13 protein-coding genes are annotated in these 16,131 nt (G+C 62.7%); 4 read left to right on the forward strand and 9 right to left on the reverse strand.

The annotated features are described in order from the left end of the window. Position 1 precedes the first annotated feature (1 nt). Together VGG89_16210 and VGG89_16215 are read right to left on the reverse strand one after the other, a co-directional pair. Positions 2-169 (reverse strand): hypothetical protein, encoded by a 168-nt coding sequence (locus VGG89_16210; GenBank protein HEY1978096.1) that lies wholly within the window; start codon positions 167-169, stop codon positions 2-4. 15 nt (positions 170-184) lie between these two features. Further along, positions 185-847: an energy transducer TonB gene (locus VGG89_16215; GenBank protein ID HEY1978097.1), complete on the reverse strand. Its 663-nt coding sequence runs from the start codon at positions 845-847 to the stop codon at positions 185-187. Between the two features lie 65 nt (positions 848-912). On the opposite strand from VGG89_16215, the gene VGG89_16220 reads away from it, so the two are divergent. From VGG89_16220 to VGG89_16235, 4 genes are read left to right on the forward strand one after another with little or no spacing between them, the layout of a single operon-like run. Beyond that, positions 913-1,728, forward strand: a complete 816-nt coding sequence (locus VGG89_16220) for a VIT1/CCC1 transporter family protein (GenBank protein HEY1978098.1) — start codon at positions 913-915, stop codon at positions 1,726-1,728. Then, positions 1,729-2,817, forward strand: a complete 1,089-nt coding sequence (locus VGG89_16225) for a permease (protein ID HEY1978099.1) — start codon at positions 1,729-1,731, stop codon at positions 2,815-2,817. It begins immediately after the preceding gene. Positions 2,818-2,851: 34 nt separating this feature from the next. Next, the gene (locus VGG89_16230) at positions 2,852-3,493 is read left to right on the forward strand and encodes a hypothetical protein (GenBank protein ID HEY1978100.1); all 642 of its coding nucleotides are present in this window, start codon (positions 2,852-2,854) and stop codon (positions 3,491-3,493) included. Positions 3,494-3,529: 36 nt separating this feature from the next. Further along, entirely contained in the window at positions 3,530-4,354 is an 825-nt protein-coding gene (locus VGG89_16235) for a glycoside hydrolase family 16 protein (protein HEY1978101.1), read from the forward strand. Here the strand turns inward: VGG89_16235 and VGG89_16240 are convergent. From VGG89_16240 to VGG89_16270, 7 genes are all read right to left on the reverse strand, one after another. Continuing rightward, positions 4,321-4,713, reverse strand: coding sequence for an opioid growth factor receptor-related protein (locus VGG89_16240; protein ID HEY1978102.1), 393 nt, complete (start codon positions 4,711-4,713; stop codon positions 4,321-4,323). The two genes, VGG89_16235 and VGG89_16240, sit on opposite strands and share 34 nt — an antisense overlap. Before the next feature lie 85 nt (positions 4,714-4,798). Next, on the reverse strand, positions 4,799-5,221 hold the full coding sequence (locus VGG89_16245) for a CARDB domain-containing protein (GenBank protein HEY1978103.1): 423 nt from the start codon (positions 5,219-5,221) through the stop codon (positions 4,799-4,801). A gap of 56 nt (positions 5,222-5,277) precedes the next feature. Beyond that, positions 5,278-6,732 (reverse strand): CapA family protein, encoded by a 1,455-nt coding sequence (locus VGG89_16250; GenBank protein ID HEY1978104.1) that lies wholly within the window; start codon positions 6,730-6,732, stop codon positions 5,278-5,280. After that, on the reverse strand, positions 6,729-8,315 hold the full coding sequence (locus VGG89_16255; GenBank protein HEY1978105.1) for an NAD(P)/FAD-dependent oxidoreductase: 1,587 nt from the start codon (positions 8,313-8,315) through the stop codon (positions 6,729-6,731). The genes VGG89_16250 and VGG89_16255 overlap by 4 nt, the downstream gene beginning before the upstream one ends. Before the next feature lies 1 nt (position 8,316). Next, positions 8,317-12,024, reverse strand: coding sequence for a carboxypeptidase regulatory-like domain-containing protein (locus VGG89_16260; GenBank protein ID HEY1978106.1), 3,708 nt, complete (start codon positions 12,022-12,024; stop codon positions 8,317-8,319). Positions 12,025-12,028: 4 nt separating this feature from the next. After that, positions 12,029-14,953, reverse strand: coding sequence for a hypothetical protein (locus VGG89_16265; GenBank protein HEY1978107.1), 2,925 nt, complete (start codon positions 14,951-14,953; stop codon positions 12,029-12,031). Beyond that, positions 14,950-16,059, reverse strand: coding sequence for an aromatic ring-hydroxylating dioxygenase subunit alpha (locus VGG89_16270; protein HEY1978108.1), 1,110 nt, complete (start codon positions 16,057-16,059; stop codon positions 14,950-14,952). Before VGG89_16270 ends, VGG89_16265 begins: the two co-directional genes overlap by 4 nt. Positions 16,060-16,131 lie beyond the last annotated feature (72 nt).

Below are 16,131 nucleotides of genomic sequence, written 5' to 3' on the forward strand. Positions count from 1 at the left end.
CTCATGTCGGCTCGATGCCGGGTGACGACGCGTAGGCGTATTCGCGAACGATGCCGGAGTGCTCGACGCCGTCGGCATCCGTGCCGAGCAGACACCGAGCGTGGCCGCCCGTAAAATGATTGTGCGCATCAAAATACAGCACCGCGACTAGCGCGAGCAACGCCTTCATGGCGAGCGATTTTGACTACGAGGCGAAATCGACCTTGAAAAGGTACGTCCCGCCGACCGGCTGACAGTCCACGATCGACGGTGCGTACGTCGAGCGGCGTGCCGCGTCGACGGCCGCACGATCCAAGCTCATCGTGCCCGTCGACGTGTAGATGTGCGCATCGGTAACGCGTCCGCGGCCGTCGAGCGATACCTGCACCTGTGCGGTCGCTTGTGTGCCGGCGGCGTCTTCGGGTTCGTCGGGACTGATAGCATCGAGCACATGCGCCGGTGCGTACGGATTCGAACACGCCGGTTGCGGAATCGGCGACGGCGAAGCGGACCCGATACCGTCGCCGGCAATGGACGGTCCCGACGTAGCAACGACGGGAGGTCCGGCCGAAACCGGACCTCCGCCGTGAGCGACGGCATGCGGCGGATGAACGCTAACCCGCGTGCTCGTCGATGCGTGCGACGGTGACATAACGTGGTGTGGCTGCGGGCGTGGCGTGGGCGGCGGCGTGGGCGGCGGGGTCGCGATATGGACGATGCTGATGTGCTGCGGTACCTCAGCTTGCGCTCGCGCGGGCGGCGTCGTTCGCGCAACGATGGCGAAAACGACGTGGATCGCGAGCGAAATCGCCAGCGCCCAAACCAGAATCCGATTGCTCGACCGTCCGTTCACGTACGAGTAGTGCACGGCGCTGCTCGCTTGTGACGTGCGCGAGCGAGGTCACAAAACGCCTCCGTAGAACGATGCGCGCTATGGAGCCGAAGGATCCGCCGATTCCGCCGGTCATCCACGACGTCGTCGTGGACGTTCCCGGGTGGCAAGAGGTCAAACCGCGCATCCCCGACACGCTGCAGCGCCGCACGCTAGAAAAACAGCGCAGCGTTCGCGAGATCGTGTTCGGCGTGCAGGACGGCATCCTCACGACCTTGGGCATCATCACCGGCGTCGGCGTTGCCGAGGGCGACCGTTCCGCCGTCTTTATCAGCGGTTTCCTCGCGCTGCTCGCCGGATCGCTGTCGATGGGTGTCGGCGAGTTTCTCGGACGCAAGTCGGAGCGTGAAGTCATTCAAGCGACCATCGAGATGGAGAAGCGCGAGATGGCCGCCGACCCGCAGGCCGAGTTTGCCGAGCAGGTCGCCTACTATAAACTGAAAGGCTTCAGCGCCGACGAGGCGCAGATGATCGTGCGCCGTCTCACGCAGCATCCGGATATCTATCTGTACGAAATGATGCGCGACGAGTTCGGGATCGATCCGCGCGAAGCGCAAAACGAGGGACTACGCGGGCCGTTTTCCATGAGCGTGTCGTATGCGATCGGTTCGTTTCTGCCGATCGTTGCGTTTTTGCTGCCGTTCGCCATGAGCGTATCGACGCTCGTTTCGCTCGGCTTTGCGGTCGCGGGACTCTTCGGCGTCGGCTACTATGCGGGAACGCTCAGCGAACGCAATTCGTTTGCGAAGGGGTTGGAAATCGCGCTCTACGGCTGCGGCGTGTTCGTGATCTCGTATCTGGCTGGACATTATATTCCGCCGCTCTTCGGCCACGCACCGGTTGCGGTCGGCGGCTAAATGGTTATACTCAACGCGCTGATCGCCGGACTCGTTCAAGCCGCCGGATTTTTCTGGGACAGTCTCTTCGGCCTGATCTTCGGATTTTTGATCTCCGCGATCGTCCAAACCGTGCTGACGCCGGAGTCGATGGAGAAGTATCTCGGACCGAACCTGCGCGGAATCCTCTGCGGCATGGGCTTCGGGATCATTTCGTCGGCCTGCTCGTACGGAGCCGCCGCCGCGGCGCGCGGGTTTTATCGCAGCGGCGCCGACGTGCGCTCGGTCTTCGCCTTTCTCATTTCGTCGACGAACATGAATCTTGCGATCTTGATTCTGTTCTGGTCGCTGCTGGGCTGGCGTTTCGCGTTTGCCGAGTTTTTCGGCGGCGTCATCATCATAGCCGTCGTCGTCACCGGCTTTTCGCTGCTGTTCTCACGCGATCGATTGCGGGCGCAGCCCGAAGCCGGAGTCGAGGAAGAAGACGGCGATCCCTGCTGTCACCATCACGATGCCGGCACGGCTCCGTCGCGCGGCTTGGCCAACGCGCAAACGTGGCGTGAAATCGCCGATACGGCGCTCGGCGACGTCCGCATGCTCCGCACCGAGCTCGTCGTCGGCTATCTCATCGCCGGCTACGCCGCCGCGTTGATTCCGCCGCACTGGCTCGCGGCGGCGCTGCACGCCGTCGGCGGCGTCCCGGTCGTGGGCTACGTACTGTTGCTGATCGTCGGCGTGCTGATCGCCGTCGCAACGTTCGTTTGCTCGATGGGGAACGTGCCCGTCGCTCGTTACCTGGCCAATGCGGGCATTCCGCTGGGAGCGAACACGAGCTTCATCTACGGAGATCTGTTGATTCTGCCGCTCATCGCGATCTACCGCAAGTCGTTCCCGCCGGCAATCACGTGGACGTTCGTCGGCTTGTTTTTTGCGGGCGCGCTCCTCGCCGGCGCCATCATGGAACGCGTGGTCGGCGGCGGTACCGGCCTGATGACGATGGGGTCGATGGCGATCAACGACCGCTTCACGCTCGTCTCGAACGTCGTGGGAATCGTCGCGGCAGCTTGCGTTGCTATTGCCGCGAGGAGGGCGTCCCTCACGCCTACCTAATGTAGCCGAACGCGCGTCCGCCTAGAATCGAAGCATGATTAAGTGGTTACGCTCGGGGGTGGCAACCCTCATCATGAGCTCCATGGCTTTCGGCTTCTCGGTTCAGCCCGCAAAGGCCGATACGACGTCTACCCTGCTCATCACCGCGGCAGCGGTGGCAGCTCTCATGACGGGCGTCAACGTCGCCGAGAAAAATGCTAAGGCGAACCAGCTCGTCGGATATCTTCCAAATGGTTCGCGCGTCTACGCCGACGGTCACGTCGTCGCGCGCACCGGTGCCGTCTGGTACCCGGGAAATCAAGGCGAGAACATTCAGTGCAACGGCTACCAGTGCGCCATCGTTGGCCAAAACGTCGGCTACGGCGGCTACGGGTACGGATCTCCCGGTTTTCCGGCATACAACGGCTACCAAGGCTATAACGCCTACCCCGCGAGCTATGGCGGCGGCTATCCCGCGAACTATGGCGCCGGCTATCCCGCGAACTACGGCGGCTATCCCGCGAACTACAACGGGGGCTATTACCCCTCAACGTACAACGGCGGCTACGCCCCCGGTACGACGACGGTGAATCGCTACGTCGATAGGACGTACAAGACGGTCATCAAGCGCTACCGCAAGCGCGACCGCGATGGCGACCGTCACCACGACAACGACGGAGACGGCCCCGGCCGCTAGCACCGTAAACCATCCGCCCGTGCCGAAAACTCTAGTGTGAGTCTGCGGCACGGGCTTCTCATTTTGCTAGCCGCGCTGGGCTCGTGCTCGCCGCCGGGCGAACCGACCAGCTTATCGGCGCATGCCGTAACCGCCTCGCGCGCAACCAAAATTTTCGACGACGAGTTCGACGGCGCTTCGCTCAACCGGGTCTGGTCGACGTGCTATCCTTGGGCGAACCCCAAGCGGGGCTGCACGAACGGCGGCAAGCTCGAGCTCGAATGGTATCTGCCGGATAACGTCGCGCTGCGCGGCGGTTACCTGAATCTCACCGCGAAGCCGCAGACGGCCTATGCCGGACATCCCTACACGTCCGGCATGATCGCCACCGGCGGAAGGCCCAACACCAAATCGACGTTCTCATATCTCTACGGGTACGCTGAGGCGCGTATCAAGCTGCCGCGCGGCGCCGGCATGTGGCCTGCGTTCTGGCTCGTGCCCGCAAACCGGACGTGGCCTCCCGAAATCGACATCATGGAGTTCCAGGGCGTCCGGCCCAAGAACGACATCGTGACGATCCACTGGGGCACCGCCAAACATCCGCAGCAAAACGGCAGCACCGTCGATACGGGGACCGATTTATGGCGCGGTTACCATACGTACGGCCTCGATTGGGAGGCCTCGCGCGTAACGTGGTACTTCGACGGCAAAGCGATCAAGTCGTACACGGACACCGCGCATATCCCGCACCAGCCGATGTACGTTATTCTCAATCTCGCAGTCGGCGGATGGCTGCCGCATCAGCTCGAGCCCAAACGCAAGAGCTTTCCGGCGACGGCATCCGTGGATTACGTTCGCATTTGGAGCGCGTCGCGCCAATAACGCAGCGTGTCTGCCGTGACGCCGCTGCGTTGCGCGGCAAGTCCGGTCACGTAGTCGTACAACTCTCGCGCTTGCTCTTGCAAACCGAGCGTACCCAGCGAGATCATCATGCGCGTCAGACGCAAGTGATTGTGGTCGCCGGGCGTTAGCCACCCCAGATCGGCTTTGTAGAATGCCAGCATCCGATCGTAGGACCGCCGCAGGTTTGCGCGCAGCTCCGGCCGGGAGCGAAATGCCTCGACCGTCGGGTCGTCGAGCCGGGGCGCCGTTGGATTCGCGCCGCTGCGTTCCCGCAGCGGAAACAGCCATTGAATGAAGTCGTGCGTGTAATCGAGCGTCGCGTCGTCGAAGCGCAGCACGTCGTCGAGCGATCGGCCTCGGTCGTCGCGGCCGGTGCCTTCGTAGAAGGCTACGATGCGCCGGCCGCCGTCTTCGTCTGCGATGTTAGAACTGGACTTCGCCGGTGTCGTCTTGGGTGGAGCAGTTTTGCTCGGTGCCGCCCGGATTGTGCATGTCGAGCACGAAGCGCAGGTGCGTCGTTCCCTGGCCCGCGTCCTTCGACCGCTGGTACACGTATGTAAACTGCGCGGACTGTCCGGCCGCCAGCGGCGGAATGCTCTTGGAGTCGAGTTTCTGTCCGGCCATAAAAATGTCGACCGACTGCAGCACGTCCTTGGCCTGCGTTGCGCTTCCGGCGTTTGTGACGGTGCCGGTGATGTGATAGTCGTTGAGGCCGTTGTCCTGCGTTACGCCCGTAACGGTGATGCTGCCCAGCGACGGATCGGGACCGGCGCAGCTTCCAGCGGCCACGGCCGCCACGGAGCTCGACGTGAGGGCAAAAAGAGCAAGAATTGCGATACGAAACATGCGGTAGCTTCCTTCCTGTAGTGCTACCAGGTTCATACCCTCTTTGCGGACGCTCGCTATCTCGCTTCGATCGTCGCTATGCTGCCGTCGACGCGCATGTCGAGCGCCGGCAGCCCGAACTGCCGGGTCGCCGAGGCGATTCGAGCAAAGATCTGCTGCGCTTCGGCGGGCGGTGCGAGCTCGGGAACGCCGCTGCGCGTGAGCTTACGTCCGTAGCCGAGGTCGACGGCGTAAAGCGTAATCTTGCTCAGCCGGTTATGCTCGAACGTGCACTGCGCCACAACGCTTTGGAACGTAAAGGCGTTGGCAAAAGATCCGGCATTGAGCAGTGCGGCGAGATCGTAGGGTGTCGCCCGGCCGGGATGTTTGAAGGCGCTCTGCAGCAGCGAGGCGTTCTGCTGATAGAGATCGTGCGGCAATGGGAGCTGTATGTCGCTCCAAAAGAAGTTTGCTAATCCGTAAAAGATGGGGCGCCCGCGATAGATCTCGATCGGGCCGAGATTGTGGATGCCGGTCGTAACGAACGCGTCGGCGCCGTTATCGATCGCGTCGTGCGCGACGGTTTTGAGAAAATCGGCGACGAGATAGGGATGCTTGGGATCGTCGCAGCCGAGAGAACATTCGTGCGAATGAATCGACGCGATGAGAAAGTCGCCGTTCTGTTTTCCGCTGCGGATGCCGTCCTCGATTCCCGAAAGATCCTCGGGATCGACGGTATAGTCATACCGGAAGCGGGGCGACGGCACGAACGTCGTTCCAAAAACCGTCACCGGTTTCGCGGCTCCGTCGATCCCGCACGCCGCGCCTTCGAGGCTGCAGTCGATCAACGCCATTTTGCGCATTTCCGCGGGCGGCAGTCCGACGCGCTGCGTCACGGCGAGCGCGCTGATGCCCGGCCTCGCCGGCGCGGCGCCCTCCGCCGGAAGTGCGTCGCTGGTCGGACGGTACGTCGAGGCAAACGACACCAGACCGACTCGCGCTTGCGGCGTCTCGTAATAGCCGGCGGCACGTGCGAGACCGCGCGTTTCGCCTGCGCCCGCCCACGCGATACCCGCGGTGTCGAGATATTTGCTCGTCTCGCGCATCCCGTCGATACCCCAGTCCAGCGCGTGATTGTTGGCACGCGAAACGATGTCAAAACCCATCTTGCGCAGATCGGTCGCGACCGACGGAAGGCTGGAGTTCGTCCAGTCGCCGTCCCACGAGTAGGGATGCCCCTTGAAGGTCCGCACGTCGAAGATCGTGCTTTCCATGTTTCCGTAGACCACGTCGGAGCCGTGCAGCACACCTAGGATCGCTTCGAATGCCGAATCGCTTGCCGCATAGTGCGAGAGCGGCCGCGAAATAATAAGGTCTCCGACGGCCGTAAACGTGAAACCGTCGGGGACCTTCGTTTGCAGTTCGCGATCGAGCGGGCGGCGCGGATCCAAGAGCGATGGGTCTTTTACTTGAGGGCCCACGCCGAGCATCGTCACCGCCGCAAGGACGAGCGGGGCGAGCCGTCGGATCACGAGTGCAGCATTACCCGCGCGGCGTTCCAGCCCGACGCGCCCATCACGCCGCCGCCCGGATGCGCCGCGGCTCCGCACATGAACAAGCCTTTGATCGGCGTGTTGTAGCTAGCGTAGCCCGGAACCGGCCGGAACATGAAGAGCTGATGCAGCGGCATGGCGCCTTGGAAGATGCTGCCGCCCGTCAATCCGAACGTCTTCTCCAAATCGACCGGCGTGAGGATCTGCCGGTCGATCACCGAGGCCTTGAAGCCCGGCGCGTACTGCTCGACGATGTCGAAGCAGCGATCGGCGTACTCGTTGCGCTTGGCATCGGTCCACTCGCCGTCGGCGAGTGTGTACGGTGCGTATTGCGTGAACATCGACATGAGATGTTTGCCCGGCGGAGCGATCGTGTCGTCCAGCGACGACGGCATAGTGCACTCCACGACCGGCCGCTCCGACATCTTTCCGAACTTCGCATCGTCGTACGCGCGCTCGATGAAGTCCTGATCCGGACAGAGGTGCACCGTCCCGAAATGCTGGGGTCCGGGGTCGTGCCCCGGCAGCGCCGTAAAGCTCGGCAGTCTCTCGAGCGCGACGTTGATCTTGCACGACGCGCTGCTATACGAAATGCGTTCGACCGCGTCGTTGAACTCGGGCGGCAGCGCGGTGGGATCCAAAAACTTCTGGAACGTTAGGTGGCAGTCGACGCCGCTGGCGACCTTCTTTGCGTAGAACTCGTCGCCGTTCTTCAGCGCGACGCCCGTAACGGCACCGTTGCGCGTAAGGATCTTGGCGACTTCGGCTTCCAGGCGAATCTCCACGCCGAGATCTTGGGCCGCCTTCGCAATCGATTGCGTCAAACCGCCCATGCCGCCGCGCATGTAACTCCACACGCCGCGTTTGCCGTTGGTCTCGCCCATAACGTGGTGGAAGAGGACGTACGCCGTGCCGGGCATCGACGGGGCCATGAACGCGCCGATGATGGCGTCGGTCGCGATCGTGGCTTTCAGTTGCTCCGATTCGAACCAGCGGTCGAGGATGGGTCGCGCGGGCCCCGTCAGCACTTCGATCGCCTCGCCCATTGCCGGTCCGAGCTTCTGCATCGCTTTGCCCATCTTGCCCATCTCGAGGAGCTGCCCGAGCTTCGGATGGATCAGGTTGGGCGGAACTTGCGTGAGCGTCGGCTCGACGACCGACGCCACGCGCTCGAGCATCGCTTCGTACTTCGGATAGTTCTCGGCGTCGCGCTTGCTGAACTTCGCGATCTCGTCGACGTCTTTGTGCGTGCCGGTTCCCATGATGAGGTAGCGGCCGTCCAGAAACGGCGAAAACGAGGCCGGGTTTCTTTCGATCGGTTCGAAGCCGTAATCGCGCAGGTTCAAATCGCGAACGATCTCCGGCCGGAAGAGGCTGTTGACGTACGCGGCCGTCGAGACTTTGTATCCGGGCCAGACCTCTTCGCTGACGCACGCGCCGCCGACGATGTAGCGGCGCTCGAGTACGAGCACCTTCCACTTGGCTTTGGCGAGATAGCAGGCGGTTACGAGTCCGTTGTGGCCGCCGCCGATGACGATGGCGTCGTATTTCGAAGCTGCCAATTTAGATTTTCACTTTCACGTTGAAGAAGGCGTTAAAGGGCTGGGTAAGCGAGCTCGATTGGTCGTTGTAGACGCCGAAATACGGCTCGTACGGATAACGCAGAAACGTCTGCACGTTGTCGCGCGGATTGTACGCGTTACCCACCGGCGGGGAACTCGGACCGCCGTTGAGATCGGTGTAGAGGCACACGTTGCTTCCCTTATAGTACGTGAACCCCGTGGTCTGACCGCCGAAGCACGTTTGGATGAGGTTGGCCAGCGTGACCGTCAAGCTGATTCTCGGCGATACGTCGTAGTTGATACGCAGGTGGCCAAGGAGCTGCGCCGGTTCCCGGAAGGAACCCAGTGCATCGAACTGACCGGTGTACGGATCCGGAATCGCGAGCGCGTCCGACGCGCACGAGTGTGAATCGTACGGCGAGCCGCCTTTGGCGCCAAACGGATAGCGCGGATCGCCGTTGGGCGAACCGGGCAGCACGCCGCAACCCGCGGCGGGATCGATGCCCGGCATCGTAAGCGGCGCACCGTAACGGTTGCCGGCCGTGAACTGGAATGACGGCGTAATCGACAGTTTGTCGTGCTTCCAGTTCAGAATCAAGGTCGTAACGTAGGGATAGTTGTACGCGTTTACGCCCGACCCGACGGGACCGGGGAAGATCGAATAGGGGATGTATGCGGCGTTCGGATCGTAGAGCGTGAACGCCGGCGAGTTCCAGTACGGGTTCGCTACGTCGCCTTTGGTGCACGACGGATCGGGCGCGCCGCTCGGCGTGTAGCATGGGGCCGCCGGCAAGTTGTTGGTCGTGTAGCCGCAGACGGGCGAGCCGAACTGCGTCTTACCGAACGAGCCGCCGCCCTTGGCGCATCCTTTGGTGTAGGCATTGTACTGCGCGATGCCGGTGTTGATTGGCGTCATCAAGGTCGTGCCATTGGGCAGCGGGCTGTACTTAAACGTCGCATAGGTGTATGCGAACGAAACCTGGCCGGCGAACCCATTTCGGCTGAAGTCGCCTTTGTCGAACTGGAACTCGAAGCCGCGGGAGGTTTGAGAGCCGGCGTTGAGGCCGGAGACCAAACCCGTCGTGTAATTGAGGTAGAAGTTCGAGACTTCGGCCTGCGTCTGACGCAAGAACGGCGAGAGCTTGAACGACATGTCCGTACCGTGGATGTGGTGCTCGAGCGAAAGGTCGCTATTGAACGAGATCGACGGTGCGACGTCGTGACCGGGCGATCTGAACCCAAGAGCGTAGAACTCGGTCAGCGTATCGGGCAAGTTCTGTTCGAGCGAGTTGTACTGCACGTACGCCGAGCTCGGCTGCTCGTTGTACTTGCCGTAGCTGGCACGAAGCACCGTATCGGCGTTGAGGGTGTAGGTCGCGCCGATCCGCGGCTGCACGATGTTATAGTCGAACGAGGCGGGCGTGTTCTGCAGATTAGCGTTGACGTATTGCTTACCGAAGGAGCTGCAAGGCGTTTGCGAGTTGGTGCTCCAGCCAGTCTTCGGTAGGATTGCCGACCGGTCGACCAACGTGAGCGTCTGCGTGTCGTAGCACGTGTCTTCGTTGAAGGCTTTGAACCAGAAATCGCGGGCCGCTCCGGTGTCGGTGTTCGGTCCCACGAAGCTGTAGTTGTCTACGCGCACGCCGGCGTTGAGATTGAGTTTATCGCTGGGACGCCACTGGTCGGTGATCGAGTAGCCGGTAAAGACGGGCTTCACGGTATTGTTCTCGCCGTACGCACCGTTTTCGCCGACGAAGTACGCGCACGGTCCGCTGCCGCACGACAGTCCGCTCACGTTGCCGGTCGAGCCGCCGCCGTTGAGCCCGACGAACGACGGCAGCCTGCCGTAGCCGTAGGAGACGCCGCTGCCGCCGCCGTCGTAGCACGTCGTCGCAAACGTGCTCGTGCCGTTGGCTTGGATGCGGTAGCACGTGCCGCTCATGGGATCTTTGGCGTTCACCAATTCGGCAAACGCGTTGCCGTAGTAGCGGCCGTACGCAAACATCTGCTCGTTGTAAATACGCGCGCCGACGGAGGTCGTGTAGGAGCCCTCGACGTTGAGCAGGTTCTGCGAATTGAGCTGATTGGCATAGGAGAGGCTTACGCCGCGGGTGTGGTTGTTGATCTCGTAGTCGCCGCTATCGTAGTACGCGTAGTATTGAAGCGTCTCCATCGGGCCGTTTTCGATCCAGTCCGAGTAGTACGTGTAGCCGTAGAGCCGCAAGTACGAGCTCGGGCTGAAGTTCTTCTGGTATTGCAGTTTCACGATCGCCTGGCCGTTGAAACCGCCGTCACGCTGGTAGGTCCCGTCGGGGATCGTTCCGCCCGACCCCTGCTGCCCGGACGACGGATAGAGGTACCGGCCGATCATCGATTGGTAGTTGTTCGGCAGCAGCGTGCCGACCGGACCGTGATACGAATAGGTGTTGTAATAGTACGGCGGAATCGCGCCGCCCGTGGAGACGAGCCAGTTCGGGAGCCCTTCATCGGCGACCGAGCTGGAGAACGTCGTGAAGATTTCGTCGTTGTCGTAGAGCAGCTGAATGTCGTCGCGAAGCCCGTCGTTTTTGTGCGGGACGGCAATGTGGAAGTTCGTTACGAAGGTGCGATCGGCGATCCCGATCGGATTGGCCGTTCCGAATCCAAACGGACCCAACAGCCAGCCCGGTGAACCGTTAGGCCCCACGTTCGGCTTTCCGTTGGTGAAGCACGACGGATAGGTCGACGCGTTGATCGGAACGCCGTAGGCGCTCGCGCCGGTGGGACATTGCGCGAGCTGCTGTCCGAACTCAGGCGCTAAGGCGGCACCGTTGAACTGATCGACGAGCCGGTGCTCTTGATTGTAGCCGTCGAAACCGGCGTAATACGAGAACGTGCGATCGGGCGTCGAACCGCCGACCTCCGCTTGAAAATCGTGATAGAACGTCGGCGTTCCCAGCGCGAATCCGGCCGTCGCGTATCCCGGATAGGTTCCGGTCTTGATGACCTGATTGACGAAACCGGCTAAGCCCTGCGCCTCGGCGCCCGCCGGCGTTGCGCCGGTATAGACTTGAAGCTCGAGTTGGCCGAGCGACGAGAGCGCGTTCGACGGGTAGTTGTCGAAAGCGCGGTTAACCGGAATACCGTCGAACTCATAGCCGACCTCGTACGCGTCGCCGCCGCGCACGTGGACTCCGGAGAGATATCCGGACTGATTTGAGGGCACGTAAGCGCCCGGTACGCTGGCGATGGCCGAGAACGCGCTGTTGAGATTGCTGCCGCCGCCGAGCGCGCTCACGCGCTCCTGCTGAGCGGCATTGACCGAATAGAGATCGGCGGTCGTGCCCGAGCGCACCAGATCCGAGGAGCTGCGCGACGTCACGTTTGCGATCGTCTTGAGCGCCTTGCGCAGCACGAAGGTCAGCGTCTGCTGCGCGTCGGCGAAAACGACCGCGCCGGCGAAACTGACCGAGTCGTAGCCTTGCTTCGCGATCGTCACCGTATACGTGTCCGGTGCGAGTGAGACGAAAACGAAGTGTCCGCCCGCGTCGGTGTCGGCGGCGACCGTCTGCGACGGGCTAATGACGGTGACTCGCGCGCCGGCGATCGGCGCGTGGCTCTGCGCGTCGGTGACCGTTCCGCTCAATCCGCCCGTGGTTCCGGCGTAGGCCGGCATCGCGAGTGCGAGCGCCAGAAGAAGGAGAACGAAAAATGATAACGGGCGTTTCATTACTCTATGGCCTCACAGTGAGAGCGTGATAAGCATCCATGGCTGCGTCGTACTCGGCTTTGATCTCCGCCGCTTCCTTGAGATGCGGCGGTAGCGGTGGACCCTGGGAGAGATTCACGACGCCCAAGAGAATCGTCAGTCGTTCCCTCAAGCTGTCGGGGCGCCATTGGTCGTCCTCGGAGTTGACGATGCCCGACGTGAGCTGAGCGTAGACGCGGTCGATCGCGTGACCTTGCGCGCCGCCGGCATGCCTGCGACGAGCATCGAGATCGTTGAGCGCGGCGTCGATTGCCGAGAGCTCGCCGTCAAGCTCGGCGAGGAAGTCGTGACGCGCGACGTACTGTTCTTGCGTCCAATGCGCGCGCGGATCAGCCTTCACGTCGATCGTCCGCGAGACGGTTTCGGAGCCGGCGTGCAGCACCGCTTCGTACGTTCCCGGGACGACCATCGGCGCGGTCCACGTCTTGTTCCAATCGCGTGCGGCTTTCCACGCCACCACTGGATCCTCCAACAAATCCCACGCGGCGCGCCGTACGCCCGCGCCGCCTTCGACGTCGAAACGCCGCACGTGCTTGCCGGCCGCATCGCGAATCTCGACGTATGCGCCGGGCACGGAATGCGGCAGATAGTAAGAAAGCAAGGCGCCGTACTGCGCGTCGGTGCCGCTGAAGACGCCCGTCGGGACGCAGCACTCGTCGTCGTACGTTCCGTACTGTCCCTCCCACCAGACGTACCACGTGTAGGCGGTACGCGGCCCGAAGAGCTCGACGCGACCGGCGCGCTGCGCGGCGGTCAAACCCTGCAGCGGGGCCAGATCGTCGAGAATGTAGATGCCGCGGCCGTGCGTGCCGGCGATCAAATCGTTGGCCGACGGCTGCACGCGCATGTCGTGCACCGAAACGGCCGGCATGTCGAGATGCATGTTCTGCCAGCTCGCGCCGCGGTCGAAGCTGATCCAGGCGCCTTGCTCCAGTCCGGCGTACAGCACGTCGGGATTGCGCGGATCCTCGCGCACGACGTGCGCGGGTTCGCCGGCCGGTAAACCCGCGGTAACGGTACGCCAATGCGCGCCGCCGTCGTCGGTCACCAAAACGTAAGGCGTGAGATCGCCCATCCCGTGGCGGTTGACGACGGCGTAGGCGCGCGTTAACGCGGCGTGCGACGGCTCGACCGTTTCGACGCGCCCCCACGGTCCGATCGAAGCCGGCGTCGCGTCGGTCCAATGCGCGCCGTCGTCGGGCGTGCGCCAGATCTTCCCGTCGTCGGTTCCGGCCCAAAGCGTCTTAGAATCGAGCGGCGAAATTGCGATGTCGAGCAGGTTGTCGTAAAACTCGGCACCGGAGATGTCGGTGTTGATCGGTCCCCCCGCGAGCTGTTGTTTGCTCGGATCGTTACGCGTGAGATCGGGACTAATCGCGGCCCACGTGCGTCCGCGATCGGTCGTTTTGAAGACCACGTTGGCGCCGAGGTACCCCACACCGGGACCAAGGGCGATCGGCGCCTCCCAGTTAAAACGATACGGCAGGCCTTCGAGCTTACGACCGTTGGTATCGCGTACGTACGGCGTGATGTCATAGTTCTGGCGCGAGTCCAAATCGAAAATTCCGAGCTGACCGCTGAGCTCGTTGATGCCGACGTTCCAAACCGAGTTCGGATTGCCGGGCTCCGGCCACACCGCGACGCCGTCCGCATCGTTAGCGACGTCGCGCCAGTCGCGCTCGGTGAGGCCGAGCGGACTCAGGCTGGTGTTGGGCGCGCAATACGAGTCGTCATCCTGCATCGCCGCGCACACGTGATAGGGATTCTGATCGTCGTAACCGATATGGTAGATTTGCGCGAGATCGACGTTGAAGCGCCAATCCCACGTCTTGCCGCCGTCGATCGAGATCGGCGCGCCGCCGTCGTCGGCTTCGATGAGGCGCTTTCCGTCGCGCGAGATCCAAAAACCGTGATGGTCTTGATGCACCGCCGACGACACGTCGTCGAACGTTTTACCGCCGTCGTGCGTTTCGATGAGATTCTCCGACGCGAAGAACACGTGATCGGCGTTGCGCGGGTCGACGATCAACCGGCTCATGTAAAACGGCCGCTGGTCGATCAGGGTGTCGTCGCTCATCGTCCGCCAATGCGCGCCGGCGTCGTCGGATCGCCACAGCAGTCCCGCCTTGGATTGGATGAGCGCGTAGACGCGACGCGGATCGCTGGGCGCGACCGCGATACCGATGCGTCCCATGTATCCGCGCGGCAATCCGCCGCCCGCGAGCTTGTGCCAGGTACTGCCGCCGTCACCGGATTTATAGATGCCGTCGACGGGACCGCCGCTCGTAAACGTCCACGGTTTACGCCGAAACTGCCACACGCCGGCGTAGACGACACGCGGATCGCGCGGATTCCAATCCATGTCGGAGATGCCGCTTTGCGGTCCGGCAAAGAGCGTCTGCTGCCAGGTCTTGCCGCCGTCGGTCGTACGGTACACGCCGCGTTCGCGAGTATCGCGAAACGGATTGCCGAGCGCGCCCACCAGCGCGGCATTCGCATCGTGCGGATCGACGAGAATCTTGGCGATCGCGTAGGTGCGCTCGAGACCGCGATGCGCCCACGTCGCCCCGCCGTCGCGCGTTAGCCAAACACCGTTGCCGTACGAGGCGTCGTTACGCGGATTCGGCTCGCCGGTTCCCATCCACACGGCCTCGGGGTTTGACGGCGCAATCGCCATCGCACCGATCGCGGCGGTCGCGCCGTGCGGCGAAACGTCGCTCCACGTCAATCCGCCGTTGGCCGTCTTGTACGCGCCTCCGCCGGCACTTCCGAAGTAGTAGAGATTGCGGTCGGCATCGGTCCCGGCGACTGCGGCCGTGCGTCCGCCGGCCACTGCCGGCCCGACGTTGCGCCAGTGCAGCATAAGCGCTACGGTAGCGGCCGCGATCAACTCATCACACCAACGTAGTGGCGATCGAACGCGCTCAGCAGGCCTTCGGCATTAGAGTACGGTCCCGGCGTGTACGCGCGCGAGCGCATGCCAAGCTGCGTGAGTTCGTTGACGTGCCAATCCTGACGATTGGTCAGATCCCAAAAATCTGCCGCATCGCTCGGATCGAATCCAGGCTTGGCCATTTCGTTTGGATCGAAGAGCCACGCGCATTCGACTAACGTGCGGTCGGGCGCCACGGGCTTCGCGTAGTGCACCATCACGTAGTCGGGGTGCAGGCTGAGGAGCATCGACGGGAAGATCGTGTAGTAGAAGATGCGGTTGAGCTCGTCGCCCGAGACCTCGCCGATCGGCGGGCGGGACGTGTGGCCGCTAGTCGTCAAGCTGGTACCGTCGGTGCGCAGCTCGGAGTAACCGCCCAGGAACGGACCGTCCGTTAGATCGTTGCGCCCGCTGTCCGACGGCGAAAGCTTATCGAGCTGCGGGTGCACCAACGGGCAGTGGTAGCACTCCGAGTAATTGAGGAAGACGAGCTTCCAGTTGCAGGCCAGATCGTAGTGAATTGTCGCAGCCGTCTGCAGCTCGCCGATATGCCACTTCGCAAACCGTCCGACTAGCGGCGCGAAAAGCTCCGCGAACGGCTCCGGTTTCTCGGCAAGCGTAACGAAGATAAAGCCTTCCCAGGTCGCGATCGCAGCTTCGTGCAGCGGATACTGCGCGCGGTCGAAGCCCACGACCTCTGCCATGTTGCGCGCCGCTTTGAGCGCGCCGTCCAAGCCGTAGGTCCAGGCGTGATACGGACATTGGATCGAGCCTTGAAAGCGGCCGGAGTGCTGCTCGCAGATGCGCGTGCCGCGATGGCGGCATACATTATAGAAGGCGTGCAGCGTGCCGCTTGCGTCCCGCGTGACGATCAGGCTGTCGCCGTTGACGTCCGCGACGAAAAACTCGCCGGGCTGACGTACCTGCTCCTCGCGTCCGACGCAAATCCAGCTTCGCGAGAAAATGCGCTCGCGTTCGCGCGTGAAAACGTCGGCCGAGGTATAGCAAGAGGCGTCGAGCGTCATTGCGCCCGAGCCGACGGAGGGCCGTGCAAAAGTGTCCATGAGTGTCACTCCGGAGGCAGGTCCCGAGGATTCCATCCCGTTTGTTAGAAACCCCTCCTGACCAACGATTTA

This window comes from Candidatus Baltobacteraceae bacterium, from assembly GCA_036488875.1.
Taxonomy (GTDB): Bacteria; Vulcanimicrobiota; Vulcanimicrobiia; order Vulcanimicrobiales; family Vulcanimicrobiaceae; genus JAFAHZ01.